Here is a 24,610-nt window from a genome sequence, read left to right on the forward strand (position 1 = left end):
CATCACCCTGAATAAAAATATTTTCCAGATTGTTGTGAGGTAATCCCGAGCGCCATTCGTGTAGTGACTGAAACTGCGATTCATTCGCATCCGTTGCGGTTCTACACAGGTCATGAGCAATGAAGTCCAGGGCAAAATCGGGTTCGGTCAAACAATGGTTGGGCATGTCAGCGTTGAGCTTTTCGGCATTCGCCTTGCTGCCGTTGAGCGTGGCGCTGGCTGCTGAAGCCGGCACCAGCCAGCCACGTGAGCAGTTCAGTTTTTCCTTGGCCGCCAAACCGCTACCGCAGGCCCTGAGTGATTTCAGCCGGGTGACCGGCATCAGTGTCGTCTACACCGATGAAGCCCCGTATGGCCTCAATGCCCCGGCAGTCAATGGCCAGATGAGCGCCGAGCAGGCTTTGCAGCGTTTGCTCACCGGTTCTGGACTGACCTTGCGCCGCACCAACGGCCATACCATTGCCCTGGAACCGCGGCCGACCGAAGGTGCATTGAACCTGGGTGCGACCACCATTTCGTCGGTAATGGATGACTCCCTGAGCTATCAACCGCCGCCTTCCAGTTCGGTCATGCGCTCCAAGGCTTTGCTTCAGGAAGTCCCGCAGACCGTCAACGTCGTCTCGGCCCAGGTTATCCGCGATCAGGTACCGCGCAATCTCGATGAAGCGTTGGCCAACGTCAGTGGCATTACTCAGGGCAACACACTGGCAAGCACCCAGGATTCTGTGATGGTCCGCGGTTTTGGCGACAACCGTAATGGCTCGATCATGCGTGATGGCATGCCACTCGTGCAGGGTCGCAGCCTGAACGAGAGTGTCGATCACGTTGAGGTGCTCAAGGGGCCGGCCTCGCTGCTTTACGGCATCCAGGACCCGGGTGGTGTGATCAACCTAGTCAGCAAGAAGCCGCAACTGGAACAGCATAACGCCCTGACCCTGCGTGGTTCGACTTACGACGATGGCAAAAATGGCAGCGGTGGCAGCTTCGACAGCACCGGCGCCCTCGGAACGTCCAGCTTCGCCTACCGCATGGTGATGGACTACGAAGACGAAGATTATTGGCGTAACTTCGGTGTCCACCGCGAGTCGCTGGTTGCGCCTTCGCTGTCCTGGGTCGGTGAAAGCACCACGCTGTTGTTCTCCTATGAACATCGCGAGTTCCTGACGCCGTTCGACCGTGGCACGGTCATCGATCCGAACACCAAGCACCCGCTGGATATCTCGCGCAATGTGCGCCTGGACGAACCGTTCAACAATATGGAAGGCCGCTCCGACCTGTACCACGTCGAGGCCGATCACGAACTCAACGACAACTGGAACGCTCACTTCGGCTACAGCTGGAACCGTGAAACCTACGACGCCAGCCAGGTGCGCGTTACTGGCATCGACACCGATAAAGGCACGTTGACCCGCAGCATGGACGGCACGCAAAACGCTATCAGCACCGACCGCTTCACCACCGTCAGCCTCGAAGGCAATACCGAACTCGCCGGAATGAAACACGACGTGGTGTTTGGCATCGATGACGAGTACCGCAAGATCTTCCGCGAAGACATGATCCGCCAGAAAAGCCGCTCGATCTTCAGCTACGTCGACCCGATCTATGGCCTTGAAGTGCCAGGCAGCACCGTCAGCGCGACCGACAGTGCGCAAACCGATGAATTGCGCAGCAACTCGATCTTCCTTCAGGACTCGATGTACCTCACCGATCAATGGATTCTGGTAACCGGTGGGCGTTTCCAGACATACGACCAGTACGCCGGCAAAGGTGTGCCCTTCAAGGCCAACACCGACAACAACGGCCAGAAATGGGTGCCGCGTGCGGGCCTGGTGTACCGCTACACCGACGAACTTTCTTTCTACGGCAGCTACACCGAATCGTTCAAACCCAACTCGACCATCGCGCCATTGAGCGGCAGCAGCACCGTGCTCGACGGCAGCATTGCACCTGAAGAAGCCAAATCCTGGGAGGTCGGCGCCAAGCTGGATATCCCGGGGCGTGTGACCGGCAACATTGCGCTGTTCGACATTAAGAAACGCAACGTTTTAGTGTCGAACGCCGAAGGTCCGGTGACGGTTTACAGTGCCGCTGGCGAAGTGCGCTCCCGAGGTCTGGAAGTGGATCTGAGCGGCCAACTGACGGACCGCTGGAGCATGATTGGCAGCTATGCCTACACCGACGCCGAAGTGACCGAAGACCCGGACTACGAAGGCAATCAACTGCAAAACGTGGCCAGGAACAGCGGCTCACTGTCAGCGGTCTACGACTTCGGCAATATCGTGGGTGGCGATCAGTTACGCGTCGGGGGCGGCGCTCGCTATGTGGGTGAGCGCGCGGGTAACGCCGTGAATGACTTTGACCTGCCGAGTTATACCGTGGCCGATGTATTCGCCACGTATGACACCCAATTCGACGGGCAGAAGGTCAAGTTCCAGTTCAATGTGAAGAACCTGTTTGATCGCACCTACTACACGTCGGCGGTTAGCCAGCTTGCTGTGTCGATGGGTGATGCACGGCAGGTATTGCTTTCCAGCACTTTGGAGTTCTGACGATAGACAGCGTCATCGTTCATCGCGAGCAGGCTCACTCCCACAGGAAAAAGCAGTCCAAGGTGGGAGTGGGCCTGCTCGCGATGGCAGCGTGAAAGAACGCCGAAATTCCCACCCCTAGCGCAAAAACGCCTGGCGATAGTCGCCGGGCGTGCCACCCAACACTTGGCGGAAGCGATTGGTGAAGTGGCTGGCGCTGGAAAAACCGCACGCCAGGGCAATCTCGCCCAGCGGCTGCGACGTCGAACGCAGCAACTCCCGCGCCCGGTTCAGGCGCCGCGCCAACAGGTACTGGTGGGGCGGCAGGCCGAAGCTCTCGCGGAACATCCGCGCGAAGTGGTATTCCGACAATGCACACAGCGCCGCCAATTGACCGAGGCTGATCGCGTCGTCCAGATGGCTGTCGATGAACTCCACTAGATGCCGACGCTGATGCGCGGCCAAGCCACCCTTGAGGCGCAAGCCCTGCCGCGCATTGACCTGGCTGAGCAGGGCATGGCTGAGCAGTTCGTGGGCCAGGCTGCTGGTGAGCAGTCGTTCGCCCGGCTCGTTCCAGTTCAGGCCGACCAATTGGCGAAAGCGCAGCGCTTGCTGCGGATCATCAAGGAAGGTCTGTTCACGCAGCTGCATTTCCCGTGGCTCGCGGTCGAGCAGGGTGACGCAGCCGAGGGCAAATTGTTCGGGGCTGAAATACAGGTGCGCCAGGCGAATGTCGCCGTTGATCACCCAGCCTGACTGGTGATCGGCCGGCAGCACGCACAGTTTGTCCGGGCCGCCCTTGTTGCCGGGTTGATCGCGGCGGAAGGTGCCGGTGCCTCCGGCGATGTAGCAGGACAACGTGTGGTGGCTGGGCGCCTCGTATTCCTGGGCGTCGTGGTGATTGCTCCACAAGGCTGCAGACAAGCCGTCACCGAGTTCGGCGCTGTGCTCCAGGCGAGCATTGGGCGAGCGGTTGAGGGCTTGAAAAACTTGTAGGGTATTGAGTGCAGCCATGATCGTTGTTCTCTGACACCGGCATCCAACGCCTTGCATCCTACTCCGTAGGCGTGCGCCTGCCAGCCCGCGGCCGGACAAAAGCGCAAGTTTATGCAAGTGCGCCCAGGCGCGACGCCGGACACTGGGCACCTATCGAGGAGCCTTTGCCATGAACCTTTCTTTGTACCTGCTGACCGTGTTGATCTGGGGCACCACCTGGATTGCCTTGAAATGGCAACTGGGCGTGGTGGCCATTCCGGTATCGATCGTCTATCGCTTCGGCCTCGCTGCGCTGGTGCTGTTCGTGATCCTATTGCTCAGCCGACGCCTGCAAGTGATGAACCGTCGCGGGCACTTGATCTGCCTGGCTCAGGGATTGTGTCTGTTCTGCGTCAACTTCATGTGTTTCCTCACAGCGAGCCAGTGGATCCCCAGCGGTCTGGTGGCGGTAGTATTTTCCACCGCGACCCTGTGGAACGCCCTGAATGCGCGGGTGTTCTTCGGCCAGAAAATCGCTCGCAATGTGCTGATGGGTGGCGCGTTGGGCCTGCTCGGGCTGGGGCTGTTGTTCTGGCCGGAACTGGCCGGGCATACGGCCAGCCCGGAAAGCTTGCTCGGCCTAGGCCTGGCCCTGTGCGGCACCTTGTGTTTCTCGGCGGGCAACATGCTGTCGAGCCTGCAACAGAAGGCCGGGCTCAAGCCGCTGACCACCAATGCCTGGGGTATGGCGTACGGTGCGGCAATGCTCTGGGTGTGGTGCCTGGTCAAGGGCATCCCCTTCGATATGGAGATGAGCGCACGTTACATCGGCTCACTGCTGTACCTGGTGATCCCGGGGTCGGTGATCGGCTTTACCGCCTACCTGACACTGGTCGGGCGCATGGGGCCTGAGCGCGCGGCGTATTGCACGGTGCTGTTTCCGGTGGTGGCGCTGAACGTGTCGGCGTTTGCCGAGGGGTATCAGTGGACCACGCCGGCGCTGATCGGGTTAGTGATGGTGATGTTGGGCAACGTCCTGGTATTTCGCAAACCCAAAACGCCAATCGTCCTGAGCAGTGGCAAGTTAGCCTGACATAAGGTCGAGCTCTGATATTTTCAGCGCTCGACTTTCATGGCGATGAATATCAAAAGCGGAAAAATAAAGTCGACAATATGTCGCGCCCAATCCTTGTAATTCCAACTTTCCGATTTATCCATGTTGAACCATTCCACACCAATGACCTGGAAGCCGACGTAATAGAGAAAAAGCGCGATCAGCAAGCCGATTAGCGCTGGTTTTTTTGCTTCGTGAAAAGTCTCCGCGCGGGCATTGATGTTTTTATAAAGGTGATAGGTGCCGAGCAGGCAGAACAAGGTGAAGACCACTTCAAGGGTGATGATCAGCCAGTAGATACGGTGATGCAGCATGGTCGAGGTAATGGCCCTGTAGCTGTACTTATGGCCGTCGCTGGTGGTGTCCATGCTGAGGATGTGGCCGAGGTATTCAAAGTTGGTCGTGTAGTCGGTGAGGTTGCTGTACAGCATCAGTAATCCAAAAATACTGATAAACAGCATTAGAGTGGCTTTGCTGAATCGAATGGTTTGACTGGTTGTGATTGGGTTCAATTGATTGATCTCCGTTATTATCCCCGTTTAGTTAGGGCAAGTAAGGAGAGTCTATAGCGGAGTTTTATTATTGGGTGGCTGACTGAATTGCAGCGTGTGTATTCAGTGAGGTCCTTAATAGGTTTGGATTAACTTTCAATGTATAAATTAAACGGGCAGGCGCTATGACGCCTGCCCGTTTTTCATCAGCCTTTCCACACTTGCGGGTTGACCAGGTCCTGCGGTCGCTCGCCCAACAGGGCGCTGCGCAAGTTGGCCAGGGCACGGTTGGCCATGGCATCGCGGGTTTCATGGGTGGCCGAGCCGATGTGCGGCAAGGTCACGGCGTTTTTCAATTGGAACAGTGGCGACTCGGCCAGCGGTTCTTTTTCGTACACATCCAGGCCTGCACCGCGAATGCGGTTGTTTTGCAGCGCTTCGATCAGCGCGGGCTCATCCACCACCGGACCACGAGCAATGTTCACCAGGATCGCGCTCGGTTTCATCAGTGCCAGTTCGCGATGGCTGATCAGGTGTTTGGTCTTCTCGCTGAGCGGCACCACCAGGCAAACGAAATCGGCCTCGGCCAACAACTGGTCAAGGCTGCGCCACTGCGCGCCGAGTGCCTGTTCCAGTTCAGTCTTGCGGCTGTTGCCGCTGTAGATGACCGGCATGTTGAAACCCAGGCGCCCGCGACGGGCGATGGCCGCGCCGATGTTGCCCATGCCGACGATGCCCAGCGTCTTGCCATGCACATCGCACCCGAACAACGGCGCACCAACGCTGGCCTGCCACTGGCCGGCCTTGGTCCAGGCATCCAGTTCGGCGACGCGTCGGGCGCTGCTCATCAACAACGCGAACGCCAGGTCGGCGGTGCTTTCGGTGAGCACGTCTGGGGTGTTGGTCAGCATGATCCCGCGTTCATTGAAGTAGGACACGTCATAGTTGTCGTAGCCCACCGAGACGCTGGAGACCACTTCCAGTTTGGCGGCGTTCTCCAGTTGGGCGCGGCCCAGTTTGCGACCGACACCGATCAAGCCGTGGGCATGGGGCAGGGCTTCGTTGAATTGGGCGTTGATATCGCCGTTTTTCGGGTTAGGTACGATCACGTCGAAGTCTTGTTGCAGGCGTTCGATCATTGGCGGGGTGACGCGGCTGAAGGCCAGGACAGTCTTTTTCATGGGAGGCGGGCTCGTCGGGCGGTGAAGAATGATGAGCACGCTATCATTCTTCGCGGGATTTGTGCGAGTCGCCAGACGGTCAATGCAAGCTTGCAGCTTGCGCGGCGTCATCCAGTTATACTGCCGCCCTACTTATACTGTGGCAGGCGGCTCGCTCATCGGGCCCGACACTTCATGCACCACCCGGAGCTTTCATGACTTCCCCGAAACAACCGCCGGTCGCCGACTCCCTGAGCGACGCACAGGCAGAGCTGGCAGACAGCGGCGAAACCAAAGCCGAGATCCCGGCGTTCAAGTTCCCGTTCAAACCGGGCGAGCTGGCAGCCGCCAAGGGTTCGAACCAGCCGTGGTACAAGAACGGCGCCAAGAATGGCCACACCAAGACCCCGGGCATGGCGCCGCCGGGGACTCGGCGGTCGATGGGCAAGCGCTGAGGCATCTGTTTTGTAGTGCCTCGCCTACCGTCATCGCGAGCAGGCTCGCTCCTACAGTTGATCGCATTCCCATGAAAGAACGCGGTGCCCTTGTAGGAGCGAGCCTGCTCGCGAAGGGTCCATTACTGGCGACGAAGCATTCGGATCAAGCCGTCCGCAACGAAATAAACGCATAGTTCGCTGGCGCATCCGTCGCCACCTGTGCGCCCGCCGCCTGCAATTGCTCGGCAATGTCCTCACCCGACACATGAAACAGCCATTCGCTGCCCCACGCTGGCAGCGTTTGCCCACTCAGTTCGTCGATGATCCTGGCGAATTCTGGCATGTCCGGCAGGTACGCGGTAAACCCGTCGCCCTTCAGCGCTGTCGTGCGAATGCCCAGCAACGCGCAAATCGCATCCTTGGTCGGGATCTCGTCGCGATCGGCCTGGCGCGAGCGCTCAATCAGTTGCGTCAGTTCCTGATCGACCAATTGCCCGCCGACGATCAGCGCCGGGCCGGTTTCCCATGACTGCGGCGGGCATTCCTTGGCGGCCGTGTTCAGGGGAATGTGCGGGTTGATTTCCATCGGATAGATACGGCACACCAAGGGCCGGCGTTCGTAGATGCGACAAAGCTTGTCTTCATCAAGGTTTCGGCAAGGGCCGACATTGTAGGCGGCGAAGGTAATGGCCACGTGCGCCGCGCAATTACCGCTGCGCACGGCGGCCGAACGGCGTTCGGCGTGTTCGCGTTGGTACGGCGGCAGGCCCAGGCCGTTCTCCAGGAACGCTTCCACCAGCACGATCACCTGGCCGCCATCGGCCGCCCACATCCGGGCTTCGTCGAGGGTCAGGGGCACATGGTGGTCGTTGCAGCATTTGCCACAGCCTACGCAGGAAAACGTCGTATTCATTGAGCGGTCAATCGCATCCCGAAGCATGAAACGGCGACAAAATGCCGCCGCAGTGGCCGCTTTCGAAGCAAGTTATGCGCCAGTCAGTTTGCCTGGGCGGCCGGGCGGATCGAATCCCATTCGGTGACGTACGCGGCTTTGCTTTTTTTGTTATAGAGGCACAGCTCGGTGCCTTGGGCGCCTTTCATGTGTTTTTGCGGGTACTGGCCCTGCTGCAACAAGGCGGTGTAGCCGACCCGATCATCGAACTGCGCGGGGCTACCGACCGGTTTGGCGTCTTTGAGGGCGCTGGCCTTGGTGCAACTGGCGAGCACGGTTTTGTCGTAGGCGGCCCAGGCATCGGGGCTGGAGGCGTGGACCTGGAGGGTGAGAGCGGCGAGGCAGAAGAGGGTGAGGCGCGCAGTCTTCATGGCTTGGGTTTCCTTGGTATCGAGTGGCCAAGGCGGGAGTATGCCTGAAAGGTTGATGGCGCCTTGGCCGGCCTCTTCGCTGGCAAGCCAGCTCCTACAGGGCTGCGTAGGTTATGTATGAGCCGGCTTGCTGTGTCAGAGCGGAACCGGCTCCCGGCGAACGGCGTGCATCCCGATACTTTTATATAAGTGCCGCGCCCGCAGATTGTCTTCTCGAACCTTGAGGTCCACGAAGCCTTCACGCCGCTGCTGGAACACCTTGAACGCCTGCAACAACAACGCCCGGCCCAAGCCCTGGCCCTGAAAGCGCGGATGCACCACCAGGTTCTTGATGTAGGCGCTGGTCCAGCACTGGCAGACGCCCACCACTTCATCGCCATCCAGGGCAATCAGGCACAGGGCCGGGTCATGTTCAGGATCGGTTTCCAGTTGTCGTTGCCACATCTGCAGTGCGGCGACGCGGCCACCGCCATCCAGATAGCCGAGCTCCATCAACCGGTGCACGGCGGCGCCCAGTTCCGGGCGATATTCACTCAATTGCAGGCCGGCTGGCCAAGCCGGGGACGGCACGACGACACTGAGGTCGCGCCGCATCAGCCAGCAGTAGTCTTCGGTCAATACTCAATAACCTTGTTCGGCAACCGCCTTGGCAGCGGTGATCAGGCACTGGGTCAATTCCGGCGAGGAGAATTTTGTCAGCACCGCGTTTGCCCCGGCCAGCCGCGCCTTCTCGGCGTTCATCGCACTGTCGAGCGAGGTGTGCAGCAGCACATATAAATGCGCGAAGTCCGGGGTTTCGCGCAGTGTACGGGTAAACGCGAAGCCATCCATCTCGGACATTTCGATGTCAGAGACGATCAGGTTGATCTGCTGCGCGGTGCCTTGCAGGTCCAGCAGGCAGTCGATGGCTTCCTTGGCGCTGCGGGCGGTATGGCATTGCAGGCCGAGGTTGCGCAGGGTGTGCACCGATTGCTGCAAGGCGACCTGGCTGTCATCGACCACCAGGATGCGTGCGTTGCCGAGCAGTTCGGCGTCTTCCATGCTCAACTCGGTCGGCGCCATTTCGATTTGTGCCGGGGCAATGCCGTGGATGACTTTTTCGATGTCCAGCACTTGCACCAGGGTGCCATCGACCGAGGTCACGCCGGTGATGTAGGCGCGCAAACCACCGGAGCCGAAGGGCGGCGGGCGGATGTCGGTGGTCAGGCAATGGACAATCTTGCTCACGGCCTGCACGTGCAGGCCCTGCTTGGAGCGGCTGACGTCGGTGACGATCAGGCAGCCACCGTTAGGGTCTTCCAATGGCCGCTCGCCAATGGCGCGGCTGAGGTCGATCACCGACAGCGAGGCGCCGCGCAAGGTGGCGATGCCTTTGACGTGGGGGTGTGACTCCGGCAGCTTGGTCAATGTCGGGCAGGGAATGATTTCACTGACCTTGAGCAGGTTGATCGCCATCAGCTTGCCGCTGCGCAAGGTAAACAGCAGAAGCGAAAGTGAGTCTGCGCGGGCTTTGGTGGAGGACATGGGAACCTTCTCTGGAAAAAGGTGGCAGGCAATCGCGGGATCGCCAATGACTTCGATGCCGGGTTATCGACTTGTCGGAGGCAGGCTTTAGGGGCAATACCTCTCTCAGGTCAAACACAGGACTATTGTGGCGAGGGGGCTTGCCCCCGTTCGGCCGCGAAGCGGTCGTAAATCCGGCGACTCGGTTTGATTGGCGCAAAGCTGGGGCCGCTTCGCGACCCAACGGGGGCAAGCCCCCTCGCCACAGGATTTTCACGCGCTACCGTAAGATCGCTATTTCATGCCGAGCCTTTTGGCCATCCGCCCCAGGTTCGCCCGATCCAAGCCTAGCTCACGGGCCGCGCTGGCCCAGTTGTTATTGTGCCGCTCCAGGCAGGCACCAATCATTTGTCGCTGATACCGCTCGGTGGCCTCGCGCAAATCGCCGGTTACCGTGTGCGTGACGGTCGCGACAGGTTGCTCGGTCGTGGCTTCAACGCGGGCATTGGGCAAGTCCAGGTCGGCTGCGCTCAAGCTGAGAATCTTCGGCCGTTCCTTGCAATTGCCCAAGGCCTTCAAGGCGCTGCGGCCGATCAAATGCTCAAGCTCGCGCACGTTGCCGGGCCAGTCGTAGGCCAACAGTGCGGCCTGGGCGTCGCTGTTCAGGCGCAGGCTGTTGAGGCCCATGCGCGATCGGTTCTGCTCCAGGAAGTAACCGCTGAGCAACAGCACATCGCGCCCGCGATCACGCAGGGCCGGTACCAATAACGGATAAACACTGAGGCGATGGTAGAAGTCGGCGCGATAACGGCCGCTGCGCACCTCTTCGGCGAGGTCGCGGTTGGTCGCCGCGATCAGGCGCACATCCACCTGATGCTCCTTGTCCGACCCCAGTCGCTGCAACTGACCGCTCTGCAATACCCGCAACAGCTTGGCCTGCACGGTCAGCGATAACTCGCCGACTTCATCCAGAAACAGCGTGCCACCATTGGCCAGTTCGAACTTGCCACGGCGGTCGTTCATCGCCCCGGTGAAGGCGCCGCGGACATGACCGAACAACTCGCTTTCCACCAGGGTGTCGGGCAGTGCGGCGCAGTTGAGGCTGATGATCGGTTTGTCGGCACGGGGCGAGGCCGCATGGATGGCCTGGGCCACCAGCTCCTTGCCGACCCCGGTTTCCCCGGTGATCAGCACGGTCAGGTCGCTGCCGCCCACCAGGTTGATTTCTTCGACCAGGCGCTTGTGGGTCTTGCTCTGGCCGATCATCTCGCGATTTTGCTGGCCGCTGGCCTGGCGGTAGACCTCGGCGCGCTGATGTTCGTCTTCAACACGGATGTTCAATCGCTCAATGCGCTCGGCGGCATTGACCGTGGCGGCAGCGAGGCTGGCAAAGGCTTGCAGGGCATCCAGTTCGATCGGTTCGAAGCGCTCCGGGTCGAGGGCGTCGAGGGTGAGCAGACCCCACGGGCGCTCGTCGATGAACAGCGGGCAACCCATGCAGTCGTGGACTTCCAGGTGATCATCGAGGCCGTCGACCAAGCCGTCATACGGATCCGGCAAGCCGCTGTCGGCCGCAAACCTGGTCGGGCCGGGGCTGCTGAGCAGCGCTTCGAAACGCGGATGCTCGCTGACCTTGAAGCGCCGTCCGAGAGTGTCGGTGCTCAAGCCGTCGACGGCCAGCGGCACCAGCCACTCGCCATCGAGGCGCAGCAGGGCGGCAGCGTCGCACGGCAGCAGGGCGCGCATGGCTTCGAGCAAGCGTCGATAACGCTCGCCCTCGGGCAATTCGCGGGACAGGTCGGAGACCAGGGGCAGCAGGGCGGTGAGTAGGGATTTTGCAGTCATAGTGACTCCATGTAGTCGACATGACTATAAAGCAGACTGTGTCTAAATGACTATTTCGTTCTTAAAGCACTGATTTATAACGAATAAATAGTTGGCATGAAAGGTGATAAGTCTTAGTTAATTCGTTAGCAACCCAGTCGACCAGGAGTCACCCCTATGCTGAGCGTCCAAGACCGTGCCATCGTCAAATCCACTGTGCCGCTGCTCGAAAGCGGTGGTGAAGCACTGATCACGCACTTCTACCGCATGCTGCTCTCTGAATACCCGCAAGTGCGCCCATTGTTCAACCAGGCCCACCAGGCCAGCGGTGACCAGCCGCGTGCCCTGGCCAACGGCGTATTGATGTATGCGCGCCACATCGACCAGCTCGACCAGTTGGGCGACCTGGTGGCCAAGATCATTAACAAACACGTTGCCTTGCAGATCCTGCCGGAGCACTACCCGATTGTCGGCACCTGCCTGCTGCGCGCCATCGCCGAAGTGCTGGGCGACGAGATCGCCACCCCGGAAGTGATCGCGGCGTGGGGTGCGGCCTACGGTCAACTGGCGGACATCCTGATCGGTGCCGAAACCAGCATTTATGACCAAAAGGAACAGGCACCGGGCGGCTGGCGCGGGGCGCGGGAATTCATCGTGGCCGGCAAGGTCGAGGAGAGCGCCGAAATCACCTCGTTCTACTTCGAACCGGCGGACAAAGGCTCGATCCTGGCCGCAGAACCCGGCCAGTACATTGGTATGACATTGATCCTCGATGGCGAGGAGATCCGCCGTAACTACTCGCTGTCGGCGTTGGCCAACAACGGTCAGTACCGCATCAGCGTCAAGCGCGAAGCCGGCGGCCGTGCCTCGAACTACCTGCACGACCAGATGCATGTCGGCGCCAGCATCCAGTTGTTCCCGCCATCGGGCGAGTTCACCTTGAGCGCGAGCGACAAACCGTTGGTGCTGATCAGTGGCGGCGTCGGCATCACCCCGACCCTGGCCATGCTCGAAGCGGCGCTGGAGACCCAGCGTCCGGTGCATTTTATCCACTGTGCGCGCAACGGCCGTGTCCACGCCTTCCGCGACTGGATCGATGGCCTGGCCGCACGTCATCCGCAACTCAAGCACTTCTATTGCTACGCCGAGGATGACGGTGTGAGCCCAGCGGCGCACAAGGTCGGTTTGCTGAGCCAGCAGCAGTTGCACGAATGGTTGCCTGAGCAACGTGACCTGGATGCGTACTTCCTGGGGCCAAAAGGTTTCATGGCAGCCATCAAGCGCCACCTCAAGGCATTGGGTGTGCCGGAGAAGCAAAGTCGTTATGAGTTCTTCGGGCCGGCGGCCGCACTGGAGTAAGAGCGAGTCGCCTTCATCGCGGGCAAGCCGCGCTCCCACAGGTTTTGTGTCGTTCACATCCCTTAGGATCGACACAAGCCCCTGTGGGAGCGGGCTTGCCCGCGATTGCTTCACCTCGATCCGGAGCTGAAAAAGTCAGAAAGTTAATCCCTTCTTAACCGCCCTATCGTCTATTCCCCCCGAATCCCCCGATACGCTCCAGACTCTCAAAGGTCTGGGCCAGCGTGTAGACTGGCGGGCAATCGAAATCTTGAAGGGAAACGCGATGAGCGATGAATCCATGCGGTTGGGGCGTGAGCGGCGCTACCTGGTGTTGTTGGGCATTATTTGCCTGGCGCTGATCGGCGGTGCGCTGTACATGCAAATTGTCCTGGGTGAGGCGCCTTGCCCACTGTGCATCCTGCAACGTTATGCGTTGTTGTTGATCGCGATCTTCGCCTTCATCGGTGCCGCCATGCGCAGCCGTCGCAGCATCACGGTGTTCGAGACGCTGGTGGTGATCTGTGCCCTGGCCGGAGCCGGCGTCGCCGGGCACCACGTCTTTACGCAGTTCTATCCGGCAGTCAGTTGCGGCATCGATGTGCTGCAACCGATTGTCGATGACTTGCCGCTGGCGAAGATCTTCCCGCTGGGTTTCCAGGTCGACGGTTTCTGCTCCACGCCGTACCCGCCGATTCTCGGCCTGTCGCTGGCACAATGGGCGCTGGTGTCCTTCGTGCTGATCGTGGTGCTGGTGCCGCTGCTGACCTCGCGTAACCGCAAGGCGCTGCGCTGAGGCACCTTGCCGCCCCACATTGTCGGACAAGAAAACGCCCCGTGCCTCGATGAGAGGGACGGGGTGTTTTTGTTCTGGCAGAGCGCCTTTCAGAGGCCAGGTAAAAAGACCGTGATGAACGGCAACGCAGGGTGCGACACGCGTGCGACATGTTGTCACACAGCCTGTGTCGCAGGGCATTCGTGCGAGCCGGATTGACACCTGGATACGTAACGAAATTGGCCTGTTTTGGCGCGTTGCGGTTTTTTCCGCTCCCCACGCAAGCAGGCAGTTTTAACAAGCTCTGGCGAATGGCCAGAGCCCCCGTCATATCGGGCCTCGGGCAATGTCCAACCCAGGGAAAAGGGCCGCGATACTGTCTGAACTGCGGGTGGAACACCTACTTATTTTGGTGTTTTTGTTGAGAATTAATTTCGATAAGATGCGCGACTTTTGCGAAAACGGTTAATGATTGTTGCTGCTTCGGATAAAAATTATTTCGGGATGAGACATGGTTTATAGATCGCTACCTAACTACAATCGCCCGCACTGAATTCCCGACGCTGCTCAAATCTTAACCAGAGATGAGCTGAAACAGGGTGTCGAGAGGTCTGGTGGCTTCATGCGATTCCCTGGTGTCGGTGCCTCAAACTATCCGCACCAAATGGAATTGGTCTGTAACAAGGCCTTTGACCATGAATTCGAATAAGAACTCACCGCAGGCCCGGGATTTGTCGTAAAGCGTCTGACGCACGACGGGCAGGCCCTTATTCAATCCAAGAAAAATGCCAACCCTTGGCAGGGTGAAGTGTTGGCGATCAAAACCCAACTGCATTGCGCAAGCTGCTTTAGAGGTCGTGAGATGAGTAAAAACAGGTACCCCAGACTACTAGGCTTATTGCCCCTGATCGGCACGTTGCTGCTGTCAGGCTGCAACATGACCTTGCTCAATCCCAAGGGCCAGGTCGGTCTGGATGAGCGAAACCTGATCATCACCGCAACGCTGCTGATGCTGTTGGTCGTGGTGCCGGTCATTGTCATGACCTTCCTGTTCGCCTGGAAATACCGCGCGTCCAACACCAACGCCACCTACACCCCGAAATGGAACCACTCCACCAAGATCGAGATCGCGGTGTGGGCTGTTCCAGTACTGATCATCATTGCCCTGGGTTATGTCACCTACAAGTCGACCCACGCGCTGGATCCGTACAAGCCGCTGGAGTCCGACGTTAAGCCTGTGACCATCGAAGTGGTCGCGCTGGACTGGAAGTGGCTGTTCATCTACCCGGAACAAGGCATCGCCACGGTCAACAAGATCGTGTTCCCGGCGCACACGCCAATCAACTTCAAGATCACTTCCGACGCCGTGATGAACTCGTTCTTCATCCCTGCGCTGGGCGGCCAGATCTACGCGATGGCGGGCATGCAGACCAAGCTGCACCTGATCGCCAACGAGAACGCTGAAATGGACGGTATCTCCGCCAACTACAGCGGCGCGGGTTTCACCGGTATGAAATTCAAAGCGATCGCAACTTCCCAGGAAGATTTCGACGCCTGGGTAAGTGAAGTCAAAAAGGCACCTAAACAGCTTGAACAAGCTGAATACGCAGCCCTTGCCAAGCCAAGCCAGAACAACCCAGTCGAGCTCTACAACTCGGTTACCCCAGGCATGTTCCAGTCCATCGTCGACAAGTACGAAGGGATGAAACCAGGTCCTAAGGTCAAGCACGAGAAAGAAGAGAAAGAAGTGGCCCAAATGGAAGGGATGGACTCGAGTTCGCATTCAGCTGCCGGGGCAGAGGAGTAAACGATGTTTGGTAAATTAAGTTGGGAAGCGGTCCCGTTCCACGAGCCGATCGTGATGGTGACCATCGCCATGATCGCGCTCGGTGGTCTGGCACTGTTCGCGGGTATCACTTACTTCAAGAAGTGGACCTACCTGTGGACCGAATGGCTGACGTCGGTCGACCACAAGAAAATCGGCGTGATGTACATCATCGTCGCCATGGTCATGCTGCTGCGCGGCTTTGCCGACGCCATCATGATGCGTACCCAGCTGGCCATGGCCACCGAGGGTTCGCCGGGCTACCTGCCACCTGAACACTATGACCAGATCTTCACCGCCCACGGTGTGATCATGATCATCTTCATGGCGATGCCCTTCTTCACCGGCCTGATGAACCTTGCAGTGCCGCTGCAGATCGGCGCGCGTGACGTTGCGTTCCCGTTCCTGAACTCCCTGAGCTTCTGGCTGCTGGTGTCCGGCGTCGTGCTGATCAACCTGTCCCTGGGCGTCGGCGAATTCGCCAAGACCGGCTGGGTTGCCTATCCGCCGCTGTCGGGCCTGCAATACAGCCCTGGCGTGGGGATGGACTACTACATCTGGGCGCTACAGCTATCGGGTCTAGGGACAACGCTAACGGGGGTCAACTTCCTGGCCACCGTGCTGAAAATGCGTACCCCGGGCATGAAGCTGATGGACATGCCGATCTTCACCTGGACCTGCACCTGGGCCAACGTCCTGATCGTGGCTTCGTTCCCGATCCTGACCGCTACCCTGGCACTGCTGACGCTTGACCGTTACATGGATTTCCACATCTTCACCAACGAACTTGGTGGCAATCCAATGATGTACGTGAACCTGTTCTGGGCATGGGGTCACCCTGAGGTGTACATCCTGATCCTGCCAGCGTTCGGTATCTTCTCTGAAGTCATCTCGACCTTCACTGGCAAGAAACTGTTCGGCCACCACTCCATGGTCTACGCATCGGGCGCCATCTCGATCCTGGGCTTCATGGTCTGGCTGCACCACTTCTTCACCATGGGTTCGGGTGCCAGCGTCAACGCCTTCTTCGGTCTGGCGACAATGCTGATTTCCATCCCGACGGGTGTGAAGCTATTCAACTGGCTGTTCACCATCTACCAGGGCCGTCTGCGTTTCACCAGCCAGGTGCTGTGGACACTGGGCTTCATGGTGACCTTCGCCATCGGCGGCATGACCGGCGTACTGCTGGCCATCCCGGGTGCTGACTTCGTACTGCACAACAGCCTGTTCGTGATCGCGCACTTCCATAACGTGATCATCGGCGGCGCGGTATTCGGTTACATCGCAGGCTTCGCGTTCTACTTCCCGAAAGCGTTCGGCTTCAAGCTGCACGAAGGTTGGGGCAAGGCCGCGTTCTGGTTCTGGATCTCGGGCTTCTTCGTCGCTTTCATGCCGCTGTACGCGCTGGGCTTCATGGGCATGACCCGTCGTCTGAACGCCACCACCAACCCTGAGTGGGTGCCGTACCTGTACGTCGCCTGGATCGGTGCGGTGATGATCGCGGTAGGTATCGCCTGCCAGCTGATCCAGCTGTACGTCAGCGTGCGTGACCGCAACAAGCCAGAGAACGTTTGCGATCACGGTGACCCGTGGAATGCACACACCCTGGAATGGTCGACCTCCTCGCCACCTCCGTTCTACAACTTCGCCGTGCTGCCAAAAGCCGACGTTGTCGATCCGTTCACCGAAGCCAAGGAAAACGGCACCGCGTACCAGGCACCGACCAAGTACGAGCCGATCCACATGCCGAACAACACCGCCACCGGTGTGGTGATGGGCGCACTGCTGACCGTGTTCGGTTTCGCGATGATCTGGCACATCTGGTGGCTGGCAATCGCTGGCCTGGCCGGCACCGTGATCTACTTCGCGATCCACGCCGCTCGTGATGATCAAGGCTATTACGTGCCGGTCGACGTGATCGAGCGTATCGAAGCCGAGCAGCACAAGCGTCTGGTTGCGGCAGGGAAAATCCCGGCCACTGCCACCCGTGTTGAAACCTCGTTGGAACAGGCTTAAACCATGTCGAACTTAGTGACCAATGCTGGACACACCCATGTCGATGGACATGGGCATGATGACCATCACCACGACTCGGGCGAGATGACCGTATTCGGTTTCTGGCTCTACCTGATGACCGACTGCATTCTGTTTGCGTCGATCTTCGCGGCGTACGCGGTACTGGTTAACAACGTAGCGGGTGGCCCGTCGGGCCACGACATCTTCGAACTGCCATACGTACTGGGCGAAACCGCTCTGCTGCTGTTCAGTTCGATCACCTACGGCTTCGCCATGCTGGCCTTCTTCAAGGGCAACAAGAAGCAGGTCCTGGGCTGGCTGGCCATGACTTTCCTGTTCGGTGCCGGCTTCATCGGCATGGAGATCAACGAGTTCCACATGCTGATCTCCGAGGGCTACGGCCCTAACCGTTCGGGCTTCCTGTCCGGGTTCTTCACCCTGGTTGGTACCCACGGTCTGCACGTGACCAGCGGTCTGATCTGGATGGCGATCATGATGTATCAGGTGCAGAAAAACGGCCTGACGGCGACCAACAAGACCCGTCTGAGCTGCCTGAGCCTGTTCTGGCACTTCCTGGACGTTGTGTGGATCTGTGTATTCACCGTTGTTTACCTGATGGGGACTATGTAAATGGCTAACGCAGCTCATTCCCACAATGGCCATGACGACGCCGGTCACGGCAGCGTCAAGTCCTACGGCATCGGCTTCATCCTGTCGGTGATCCTGACCCTGATCCCGTTCGGTCTGGTCATGTTCCCGACGCTGCCGAAGTCGATGACCCTGATGATCGTCGTCGCGATGGCCGTCATCCAGGTGCTGGTGCACTTGGTGTACTTCCTCCACCTGGACCGTTCGGCCGCGCAGCGTAACAACGTGATTGCGTTTGTCTTCGCCGCGATCGTGATTGTCCTGCTGGTTGGCTTGTCGCTGTGGATCATGTTCAGCATCCACACGTTCATGATGGCGAAGTGAGGTAGATCCGCATGTCCCTTAAGCACTTTATCCAAATCACCAAACCGGGGATCATTTTCGGTAACGTGCTTTCTGTGGCAGGCGGATTTTTCCTGGCCTCCAAAGGGCATGTCGATCTGGCCATCTTCCTGGCCGCGATGATCGGCACGTCCCTGGTGGTTGCCTCCGGTTGCGTGTTCAACAACTGCATCGACCGCGACATCGACCTGAAGATGGAACGCACCAAGAACCGTGTGCTGGTCCAGGGCTTGATCTCCCTGAAACTGGCACTGATCTATGCGACCGTCCTGGGTGTCGCCGGCGTTGCGCTGTTGTACGAGGTGGCCAATCCGTTGGCCGCGTTGTTCGCAGTCATCGGCTTCATCATCTACGTCGGTTTCTACAGCCTGTACCTCAAGCGCAAGTCGGTTCACGGCACGCTGGTGGGCAGTCTGTCGGGCGCCATGCCGCCGGTGATTGGCTACGTCGCAGTCAGCAACACCTTCGACATGGCCGCGCTGACCCTGCTGGTGATGTTCAGCCTGTGGCAGATGCCGCATTCCTACGCCATCGCGATCTTCCGCTTCAACGATTACCTCGCCGCATCGATTCCGGTGCTGCCAGTGAAGCGCGGTATCCAAGTGGCCAAGAAGCACATCCTGATCTACATCCTGGCCTTCCTCGTGGCGACCTTGATGCTGACCTTCAGCGGCTACGCCGGCATGAGCTACCTCGCCGTCGCTGCGGCCATGGGCATGTACTGGCTGTACATGGCCTGGACCGGCTACAAGGCAGTGGATGACACGGTCTGGGCACGTAAGCTGTTCGTGTTCTCGATCTTCACCATTACCGCGTTGAGCGTGATGATGTCCCTGGACTTCAAAGTGCCGACCGAGCTGCTGCTGACGTACGCGCCTTAAGCGTCGGATGCTGTAAAGAAAAGCCCCGCCTTCGAGAGAAGAGCGGGGTTTTTTGTTGAGGTCATTTCGATGAACCGTGCTGCCGCCATCGCGAGCAGGCTCGCTCCTACAATGGAGGGTGGTTATCGCGAATACCGGGCACGACGCGGGTCCCCTGTAGGAGCTGGCTTGCCAGCGAAGGCGGTGTGTCAGGCAACATCAATGTTGAAGGTAATGGCCTCTTTTCTGGCAAGCCAGCTCCTACGGGATTGTGGGCCGTCAGTTATTTAAGTGGTTTATCGAGCAACCGGAAAAACCGTTCCCGCACCTGCAAGCTGTCACTGTGCGCCACATTGAATCGCAGGAACTGGCTGGCATTCGGTGCTTTGCTCAGCAAGGTGCCCGGCGCCAATACCATGTTGTTCTCCAGTCCCTGGCGAGCCAGGTTTTCGGCGTGCAGGCCCTCAGGCAACCGCGCCCAGATAAACACGCCTTCGCCGGGCAGCGAGGAAAGCGAACACCCGGCCTCCGCCAGCCAACCCGCCACACGGCTATTGGACTCATACAACCGGTCCACCGTACGCCGCGCATGCTTGGCATAGCTGCCATCACTGAGCATGGTGCACGTAATCTGCTCCGCCAGCTCCGACGTCACCCCGCCGCAAGCCATTTTCAGCGCGACCATCCGTGCCGCCAGTTGCTGCGAGAGTACGGTGTAGCTGACCCGGCTGTTGGCCGTCAGGGTCTTGGAGAAACCGGAGATGTAACTCACGTTGTCCAACCCGCTCGCGGCCAGACGCGGAGTGCGGCGTTGCTGGATGTCGCAGTACAGATCGTCTTCGACAATGTGGAAGCCATGGCGATGGCTCAGTTCCAGCAAACGGTAAACCTGAGTCGGCGTAAACGAATGGCCGGTCGGGTTATGCAGCGTGCTGTTGGTCATGTACAGAACGGGTTTGTGGGCGACCAGTAGTTGCTCGAACGCGTCGAGGTCCATGCCGTCGCAGTCCCGGGCAATGGTGATCACTTTCGCCCCGTGCAGCGCCAGGTTGGCGTGCATGTTGAAGTAGCAAGGGTCGTCGAGCAGCACGGTGTCGCCGGGTTTGACCAGCAGGCGCATCAGCAGGTCGATGGCCTGCATGGTGTTGGCGGTGGTGATGATCTGGTCCACCGGCGCCTCGATGCCGAAGGTCGCCAGCTTGACCCGCAAGGCCTGGCGCAGCGGCATGTAGCCGCCAGCCACGCCGTACTCGCCCATGCGCAACGACGTCGCCCGCAGGGTGCCGCGCACGGCTTTCTGCAATTCTTCGGCGGGCAGCCAAGAGGTCGGCAGGAAACCGCAGCCGGGGCGCAGGGCGCCGTTGTCCAGCAGCAGGGCGCGGCGTACCACACTGAGGGTGTCCTGGGGTTGCAGGTCCGGGCCGGTGCCGCTTTTCAGCGCTGCTTCAGAGCGATGCACGTAATGCCCGGAGCCCTGGCGAGACACCACCAGCCCCTTGGCCCGCATGCGGTCCAGGGCATCGACCACCGTGGATTTACCCACGTTCATCAAGTCGGAGAGCTCGCGAATCGGCGGCAGCTTGGCGCCGTGGGGCAGGCCACCCGTGCGGATCGCCAGGGTCAGTTGATCAACGATCTGCTGCACCAGCGGCACACCGGGCTGGAATTCAATGGCGGCAATGACAGCACGTTGAACCTGCATTTTACTGGTCTCTCCGGCAGTAAAGTTCGTTGGATTCTATACGAACTTGCCCTGATCAGGACACGCCTCTCTCTCTACCATGCCCTTACAGACTTTTCTGAAGGCCGGCCTTTATTGGCGGGCGTTCACCCGGTTCTTGAGGTGCTGCATGAGTGTCGAAACAACGGTCGCGGTCGCCAAGCCGGTCATTAACCTGCGGTTATTCACGATCCGGATCATCACCGCCGTCTCGCTGTTCGCGGTGCTGGGCAAGGCCAACGTCTGGCTCGACACCGCCACCAACAGCATCCTTGCCCTCGGTTATCGCGCCCTCTTGCTGCTGTTGCCCCTGACTTTACTGGTGCTGGGGCGCCGTTCCCTGAGCGTGACATTGCTGTGTGCCGGGCTCGGGTTGATCCTGCTGGCGCTGACCAGCAATCAAGGCATGGTGATGTTCGCTGCCGCGCTGTTTGCCTACGGCATTGCCATCGCCGGTTACCTGATCAAGAGCGAAGCGGCGCAGACCAAGGAAGGCGCAGCCTATAACCGTGTGGCGATGAACATGGGCAGCCTGGTGGCCGGTTTGATCCTGCTGTCGCCGCTGCTCACGCCTACGATGTTTTTCCTCGGTGCAGCGGCCTTCGTGTTGCTGTGCCTGCCGATTGCCCACGGCGCGACCTTCAGCACCGAACCGGTGGTGGCCCGGCCCGCCAATCAAGTTGGCAGCAGCTGGGGCAACAAACTGCCTTGGGTGATTGCCGGCATCATCATGGGCATCAAGCTGTTCGGGGTGTTCTCGATCCTGCCGCAAGCCATCCTGCTCAAGACCGGCGAACTGCCGGCGTGGTACGGCTTGATGCTGATCCTCAACAGCGCCGTGGTGGTCTTCGCCCAAGTGCCGGTGATGAAGCTGATCGAGCGCACCGGGCGCTTCAAGGTCGTGACGGTGATCGGGATCATCGTCGGCGGCTTTGCGGTGCTGTCTTCGCCCGCCGCATTCCACGTCGAAACCCTCGCCGGCGCGCTGGTCTGGGTAGCGCTGCTGTCCATCGCCGAATGCGCCTTCAGCTACCTCGATTATTTCTCGGTCAAGCAGAACAACATGTTCGTCAAGGAAGTGTCCCTGGGCGTGGGGGCCGGGTTGACCGTGTTGATCATGCGGGTGGTGCCGGCGCCGTACAACGCGCTGGTGCTGGCCGCCATCGGTGCCGGCGGGATCCTGGCCTGGTACTGGCTCAACCGTAACTCCAATGCGTCGTTGCATGACTGAGTCATCGCCGTTGCGGTTTTCACTTTGCAGGTCGGGGGCATTATGAATACGACGTCATGCGTAGTAGTGGTCGGGTACAACGGCAGTCGGGTTCACGACATCCATAAGCTTCGGACCCTGTGCAAATCCTTGTACAACGCCAGGCTCATCTTGTTGGTCGAACAGATTCAGCCCCATGACGACCAGGTGGCCGATCACGTTTGCAGCACCTCGCTGGCCGAGAAAGACGTGGCGACTTCACTTGAGTTGGTGGTGGGCTGCCTGAATGCCGACCGCTGGAAGTTGATCGGCGTGCTGCCCTTTTCCGATCGTGGCGTGTTGCTCGGTGCGGCGCTGGCCAGTCATTTCGGGCTGCCCGGCATTACCCCGGACGAAGCGCGGGCGGGCCTGGACAAGCAAATATTGCGCAGCCTCGAAGCGGCTGCCGACCAGTCACCTGCAGACTACCGCCCGGTGTTTTCCGTGCGCGTCGAGAGCCTGCCGGCGTTGCGTCAGCGTGTCGTCGAGCTGGGTGGCAAGGCCTTCATCAAGCCGGCCTGCGAAGGCGCGAGCCGCGGCTGCCGGGTGATCAATCATCCCGCCGAATGCGATGACGCCTGGCTGGCGCTCAAGCCCTACCGCGACGGCGGCATCGTGCTCGAAGAACTGGTGCAGAGCGCCCGGGAATACAGCTGGGATTGCGTGGCGGGCAGCACCTGGATCACGGAAAAAACCACCACCGAAGGTGCCTACCGCGCCGAGATCCAGCAAGTGGTGCCCGCGCCGTTACCCGCAGATGTGCAGGCGCGATTGATGGCAGCCGGCCGACATATGTCCACGTTGGTGTCCCAGGACAACGGCGCCTGGCACAACGAAGTCTTCCTGCGCAGCGACGGCCTGACGTCCGCCGTGGAAACCAACATGCGCCCCGGCGGCATGCACATCTGGGACCTGGCCAAACGTGCCTTCATCGACTTCGATCCGTGGGAGCGCTGGGTGCGCTGGGCGGTGGAAGGCAAGACCGAAGCGCATGCACCGGTCGCCCGCGGTTATTGCGGCATCCGCCTGCTCAGGGCACCGGCCGGGGGCCTCCTGCGGGCGACCCCCGACATCGCCACCGTGGCCTGTTCCCTGCGCATCGACCTGGTTGAAGGCCAGTACACCCGGCGCGTTGGCGATTCGGTCAGCGCCCTGGTGAAAGACAACTTCTCGTTCATCGGCCACATCGTGTTGTTCAACGAACACTACGGGCAACTCAGCAACGATCTGCTGCGCCTGGCCGAGGTCATCGAGTCACGTATTGAAGTCACTTGCCTGGCCCCGGCCGCTTGCGCCGTGGGTTGAACCGGCAGGTGACAAGGTTTTTGAATTCCTGATCAAGAGGTTCGATCAATGATCCAGCACATGACTTGCGATGAACGCTTCATCGCCCTGGCCAAGGAGTTTGGTTATGACATCTACGGCGAAAACACCGCGGGCGGGCACTATGCGCCGCTGATCCGTCATCACGACGAGGTGTACATCAGCGGCCTGGTGCCGCGCATGAACGGCAAGATCCACTACCCCGGCCGCGTCGGGCTGGACCTGACCATGGCCGATGCGCAAGCGGCCGCCAGCATCAGTGCCATGCGTGGGCTGGCGTTGATCGTCGATGCCATCGGTTCGCTGGACAAGATCAAGTCGTTGATCCGGGTTACGGTCTATGTGAAGTCCACCGCGGACTTCGTCGACTTGAGCGAGGTGGCCAACGGTGCCTCGGATGTGTTCAGCCATGTGCTGGGCGATGCCGGCAAACATACACGCACCACGGTGGGTGTTTATCAATTGCCCAAGAATGCTGCCATTGAAGTAGACATGATCGCCGCCTTGCGCCCATCGGTTTTATAAACTATTCCACTGCTTTACAGCGCTGAACCGTTAACTTAAGGTTTAACGCTAAAGTATGGGAATAGCAAAAAGGACGTAGGAATGAATAACGTTCGTGGTGCGTTTTTTTCATATAAGGACTTTCGCCAAAGTCTGCATCATCAACAGCAAAGTCCAAAAGTGTGGAAAGACGCTGAACTTGCCGGTCTACGGCAAACCCTCGAAGCCAGCGACGTTGATATTGTCGCGCTGGCGCATGACAAGAGCCTGGAAGGCTGTGAGGTGACGCCTGGAATGGCGATCGCCATGCAATGGCTGAACCCGGGTGTGACGCTCAACGGCCATGCCCATTCCTGGTGGCATCTGTTTGTCATCCAGTGCGGCAGCGGCGTGTTGACCCTCGGTGATGCCGAGGGGGTCGATGTCAGTCGTGGCGACGTGTTGCTGGTGCCGGCCTGGACCCGGCATGGCTTCGCCAACACTAGCAAACATGAGCCTCTGGCGATGCTGAACGTGAGCAATATGCCGCAAATGGCCTTGCTGTCGAACTTCGCCGACAGCCATGGCCTGATCACCACCCGCCCGTAATTCCCCCACCCCGCATTTTTGTAGGAGCCGGCTTGCCGGCGAAGGCATTCTTGAGATCGCCTTCGCC

23 protein-coding genes are annotated in these 24,610 nt (G+C 59.6%); 14 read left to right on the top strand and 9 right to left on the bottom strand.

Annotation, left to right across the window (positions count from 1 at the left end; translation table 11 throughout):
- Positions 1-119 precede the first annotated feature (119 nt).
- Positions 120-2,549 (top strand): TonB-dependent siderophore receptor, encoded by a 2,430-nt coding sequence (locus J1D76_RS20620; protein ID WP_421140199.1) that lies wholly within the window; start codon positions 120-122, stop codon positions 2,547-2,549.
- Between the two features lie 117 nt (positions 2,550-2,666).
- Here the strand turns inward: J1D76_RS20620 and J1D76_RS20625 are convergent, their stop codons facing one another.
- Positions 2,667-3,542 carry a helix-turn-helix domain-containing protein gene (locus J1D76_RS20625; RefSeq protein ID WP_421140200.1) on the bottom strand — a complete coding sequence of 292 codons (876 nt, stop codon included), beginning with the start codon at positions 3,540-3,542 and terminating at the stop codon, positions 2,667-2,669.
- Positions 3,543-3,693: 151 nt separating this feature from the next.
- On the opposite strand from J1D76_RS20625, the gene J1D76_RS20630 reads away from it, so the two are divergent.
- Positions 3,694-4,596 carry a DMT family transporter gene (locus tag J1D76_RS20630; protein ID WP_421140201.1) on the top strand — a complete coding sequence of 301 codons (903 nt, stop codon included), beginning with the start codon at positions 3,694-3,696 and terminating at the stop codon, positions 4,594-4,596.
- A 23-nt stretch (positions 4,597-4,619) separates the two neighbouring features.
- Here J1D76_RS20630 and J1D76_RS20635 read toward each other — a convergent pair whose 3' ends face one another.
- Together J1D76_RS20635 and J1D76_RS20640 are read right to left on the bottom strand one after the other, a co-directional pair.
- Positions 4,620-5,129, bottom strand: coding sequence for a DUF2165 family protein (locus J1D76_RS20635; protein ID WP_421140202.1), 510 nt, complete (start codon positions 5,127-5,129; stop codon positions 4,620-4,622).
- A 185-nt stretch (positions 5,130-5,314) separates the two neighbouring features.
- On the bottom strand, positions 5,315-6,289 hold the full coding sequence (locus J1D76_RS20640) for a 2-hydroxyacid dehydrogenase (RefSeq protein ID WP_421140203.1): 975 nt from the start codon (positions 6,287-6,289) through the stop codon (positions 5,315-5,317).
- Between the two features lie 194 nt (positions 6,290-6,483).
- On the opposite strand from J1D76_RS20640, the gene J1D76_RS20645 reads away from it, so the two are divergent.
- On the top strand, positions 6,484-6,723 hold the full coding sequence (locus tag J1D76_RS20645) for a hypothetical protein (protein ID WP_421140204.1): 240 nt from the start codon (positions 6,484-6,486) through the stop codon (positions 6,721-6,723).
- Between the two features lie 145 nt (positions 6,724-6,868).
- On the opposite strand, the gene J1D76_RS20650 is transcribed toward J1D76_RS20645, so the two are convergent.
- The 5 genes from J1D76_RS20650 to norR all read right to left on the bottom strand — a co-directional run bounded on the left by J1D76_RS20650 (position 6,869) and on the right by norR (position 11,376).
- The gene (locus J1D76_RS20650) at positions 6,869-7,618 is read right to left on the bottom strand and encodes a YkgJ family cysteine cluster protein (RefSeq protein WP_421140205.1); all 750 of its coding nucleotides are present in this window, start codon (positions 7,616-7,618) and stop codon (positions 6,869-6,871) included.
- An 83-nt stretch (positions 7,619-7,701) separates the two neighbouring features.
- Positions 7,702-8,028: a hypothetical protein gene (locus tag J1D76_RS20655; RefSeq protein ID WP_421140206.1), complete on the bottom strand. Its 327-nt coding sequence runs from the start codon at positions 8,026-8,028 to the stop codon at positions 7,702-7,704.
- A gap of 135 nt (positions 8,029-8,163) precedes the next feature.
- Positions 8,164-8,622 carry a GNAT family N-acetyltransferase gene (locus J1D76_RS20660; protein ID WP_421140226.1) on the bottom strand — a complete coding sequence of 153 codons (459 nt, stop codon included), beginning with the start codon at positions 8,620-8,622 and terminating at the stop codon, positions 8,164-8,166.
- A 27-nt stretch (positions 8,623-8,649) separates the two neighbouring features.
- Entirely contained in the window at positions 8,650-9,552 is a 903-nt protein-coding gene (locus tag J1D76_RS20665) for a chemotaxis protein CheV (protein WP_421140208.1), read from the bottom strand.
- Between the two features lie 273 nt (positions 9,553-9,825).
- Positions 9,826-11,376 (bottom strand): nitric oxide reductase transcriptional regulator NorR, encoded by a 1,551-nt coding sequence (norR, locus tag J1D76_RS20670; protein WP_421140209.1) that lies wholly within the window; start codon positions 11,374-11,376, stop codon positions 9,826-9,828.
- A 156-nt stretch (positions 11,377-11,532) separates the two neighbouring features.
- Between norR and hmpA the strand changes: the two genes are divergently transcribed.
- The 7 genes from hmpA (at position 11,533) to cyoE (ending at position 19,180) form a co-directional block, all read left to right on the top strand.
- Positions 11,533-12,714 carry an NO-inducible flavohemoprotein gene (hmpA, locus tag J1D76_RS20675; protein WP_421140210.1) on the top strand — a complete coding sequence of 394 codons (1,182 nt, stop codon included), beginning with the start codon at positions 11,533-11,535 and terminating at the stop codon, positions 12,712-12,714.
- Positions 12,715-12,979: 265 nt separating this feature from the next.
- Positions 12,980-13,489, top strand: coding sequence for a disulfide bond formation protein B (locus tag J1D76_RS20680; RefSeq protein ID WP_421140211.1), 510 nt, complete (start codon positions 12,980-12,982; stop codon positions 13,487-13,489).
- An 841-nt stretch (positions 13,490-14,330) separates the two neighbouring features.
- Positions 14,331-15,275 (top strand): ubiquinol oxidase subunit II, encoded by a 945-nt coding sequence (gene cyoA / locus J1D76_RS20685; RefSeq protein WP_421140213.1) that lies wholly within the window; start codon positions 14,331-14,333, stop codon positions 15,273-15,275.
- A gap of 3 nt (positions 15,276-15,278) precedes the next feature.
- Positions 15,279-17,309, top strand: coding sequence for a cytochrome o ubiquinol oxidase subunit I (gene cyoB / locus J1D76_RS20690; RefSeq protein WP_421140214.1), 2,031 nt, complete (start codon positions 15,279-15,281; stop codon positions 17,307-17,309).
- Positions 17,310-17,312: 3 nt separating this feature from the next.
- The gene (locus tag J1D76_RS20695) at positions 17,313-17,939 is read left to right on the top strand and encodes a cytochrome o ubiquinol oxidase subunit III (RefSeq protein ID WP_421140215.1); all 627 of its coding nucleotides are present in this window, start codon (positions 17,313-17,315) and stop codon (positions 17,937-17,939) included.
- The gene (gene cyoD, locus J1D76_RS20700; RefSeq protein ID WP_421140216.1) at positions 17,940-18,281 is read left to right on the top strand and encodes a cytochrome o ubiquinol oxidase subunit IV; all 342 of its coding nucleotides are present in this window, start codon (positions 17,940-17,942) and stop codon (positions 18,279-18,281) included.
- 11 nt (positions 18,282-18,292) lie between these two features.
- Positions 18,293-19,180: a heme o synthase gene (cyoE, locus tag J1D76_RS20705; protein WP_421140217.1), complete on the top strand. Its 888-nt coding sequence runs from the start codon at positions 18,293-18,295 to the stop codon at positions 19,178-19,180.
- A 262-nt stretch (positions 19,181-19,442) separates the two neighbouring features.
- Here cyoE and J1D76_RS20710 read toward each other — a convergent pair whose 3' ends face one another.
- The gene (locus tag J1D76_RS20710) at positions 19,443-20,861 is read right to left on the bottom strand and encodes a PLP-dependent aminotransferase family protein (RefSeq protein ID WP_421140218.1); all 1,419 of its coding nucleotides are present in this window, start codon (positions 20,859-20,861) and stop codon (positions 19,443-19,445) included.
- 148 nt (positions 20,862-21,009) lie between these two features.
- Between J1D76_RS20710 and J1D76_RS20715 the strand changes: the two genes are divergently transcribed.
- The 4 genes from J1D76_RS20715 (at position 21,010) to J1D76_RS20730 (ending at position 24,543) form a co-directional block, all read left to right on the top strand.
- A complete protein-coding gene (locus tag J1D76_RS20715; RefSeq protein WP_421140219.1) occupies positions 21,010-22,110 on the top strand; it encodes a hypothetical protein in 1,101 nt (366 codons plus the stop codon).
- 42 nt (positions 22,111-22,152) lie between these two features.
- Entirely contained in the window at positions 22,153-23,433 is a 1,281-nt protein-coding gene (locus tag J1D76_RS20720) for an ATP-grasp domain-containing protein (RefSeq protein ID WP_421140220.1), read from the top strand.
- Positions 23,434-23,481: 48 nt separating this feature from the next.
- On the top strand, positions 23,482-23,976 hold the full coding sequence (locus J1D76_RS20725) for a RidA family protein (protein ID WP_421140221.1): 495 nt from the start codon (positions 23,482-23,484) through the stop codon (positions 23,974-23,976).
- A gap of 81 nt (positions 23,977-24,057) precedes the next feature.
- Positions 24,058-24,543 carry a cupin domain-containing protein gene (locus J1D76_RS20730; RefSeq protein ID WP_421140222.1) on the top strand — a complete coding sequence of 162 codons (486 nt, stop codon included), beginning with the start codon at positions 24,058-24,060 and terminating at the stop codon, positions 24,541-24,543.
- Positions 24,544-24,610 lie beyond the last annotated feature (67 nt).

The organism is Pseudomonas sp. NFX15 (genome assembly GCF_049132105.1).
GTDB lineage: Bacteria > Pseudomonadota > Gammaproteobacteria > Pseudomonadales > Pseudomonadaceae > Aquipseudomonas.

What these genes read in the sequence shown, in the direction of transcription:
- J1D76_RS20620 (WP_421140199.1), top strand. Translation starts at nt 120, where the DNA reads ATGAAGTCCAGGGCAAAATCGGGTTCGGTCAAACAATGGTTGGGCATG.
- J1D76_RS20625 (WP_421140200.1), bottom strand. Translation starts at nt 3,542, where the DNA reads ATGGCTGCACTCAATACCCTACAAGTTTTTCAAGCCCTCAACCGCTCG.
- J1D76_RS20630 (WP_421140201.1), top strand. Translation starts at nt 3,694, where the DNA reads ATGAACCTTTCTTTGTACCTGCTGACCGTGTTGATCTGGGGCACCACC.
- J1D76_RS20640 (WP_421140203.1), bottom strand. Translation starts at nt 6,289, where the DNA reads ATGAAAAAGACTGTCCTGGCCTTCAGCCGCGTCACCCCGCCAATGATC.
- J1D76_RS20645 (WP_421140204.1), top strand. Translation starts at nt 6,484, where the DNA reads ATGACTTCCCCGAAACAACCGCCGGTCGCCGACTCCCTGAGCGACGCA.
- J1D76_RS20650 (WP_421140205.1), bottom strand. Translation starts at nt 7,618, where the DNA reads ATGAATACGACGTTTTCCTGCGTAGGCTGTGGCAAATGCTGCAACGAC.
- J1D76_RS20655 (WP_421140206.1), bottom strand. Translation starts at nt 8,028, where the DNA reads ATGAAGACTGCGCGCCTCACCCTCTTCTGCCTCGCCGCTCTCACCCTC.
- J1D76_RS20660 (WP_421140226.1), bottom strand. Translation starts at nt 8,622, where the DNA reads ATGCGGCGCGACCTCAGTGTCGTCGTGCCGTCCCCGGCTTGGCCAGCC.
- J1D76_RS20665 (WP_421140208.1), bottom strand. Translation starts at nt 9,552, where the DNA reads ATGTCCTCCACCAAAGCCCGCGCAGACTCACTTTCGCTTCTGCTGTTT.
- norR (WP_421140209.1), bottom strand. Translation starts at nt 11,376, where the DNA reads ATGACTGCAAAATCCCTACTCACCGCCCTGCTGCCCCTGGTCTCCGAC.
- hmpA (WP_421140210.1), top strand. Translation starts at nt 11,533, where the DNA reads ATGCTGAGCGTCCAAGACCGTGCCATCGTCAAATCCACTGTGCCGCTG.
- J1D76_RS20680 (WP_421140211.1), top strand. Translation starts at nt 12,980, where the DNA reads ATGAGCGATGAATCCATGCGGTTGGGGCGTGAGCGGCGCTACCTGGTG.
- cyoA (WP_421140213.1), top strand. Translation starts at nt 14,331, where the DNA reads ATGAGTAAAAACAGGTACCCCAGACTACTAGGCTTATTGCCCCTGATC.
- cyoB (WP_421140214.1), top strand. Translation starts at nt 15,279, where the DNA reads ATGTTTGGTAAATTAAGTTGGGAAGCGGTCCCGTTCCACGAGCCGATC.
- J1D76_RS20695 (WP_421140215.1), top strand. Translation starts at nt 17,313, where the DNA reads ATGTCGAACTTAGTGACCAATGCTGGACACACCCATGTCGATGGACAT.
- cyoD (WP_421140216.1), top strand. Translation starts at nt 17,940, where the DNA reads ATGGCTAACGCAGCTCATTCCCACAATGGCCATGACGACGCCGGTCAC.
- cyoE (WP_421140217.1), top strand. Translation starts at nt 18,293, where the DNA reads ATGTCCCTTAAGCACTTTATCCAAATCACCAAACCGGGGATCATTTTC.
- J1D76_RS20710 (WP_421140218.1), bottom strand. Translation starts at nt 20,861, where the DNA reads ATGCAGGTTCAACGTGCTGTCATTGCCGCCATTGAATTCCAGCCCGGT.
- J1D76_RS20715 (WP_421140219.1), top strand. Translation starts at nt 21,010, where the DNA reads ATGAGTGTCGAAACAACGGTCGCGGTCGCCAAGCCGGTCATTAACCTG.
- J1D76_RS20720 (WP_421140220.1), top strand. Translation starts at nt 22,153, where the DNA reads ATGAATACGACGTCATGCGTAGTAGTGGTCGGGTACAACGGCAGTCGG.
- J1D76_RS20725 (WP_421140221.1), top strand. Translation starts at nt 23,482, where the DNA reads ATGATCCAGCACATGACTTGCGATGAACGCTTCATCGCCCTGGCCAAG.
- J1D76_RS20730 (WP_421140222.1), top strand. Translation starts at nt 24,058, where the DNA reads ATGAATAACGTTCGTGGTGCGTTTTTTTCATATAAGGACTTTCGCCAA.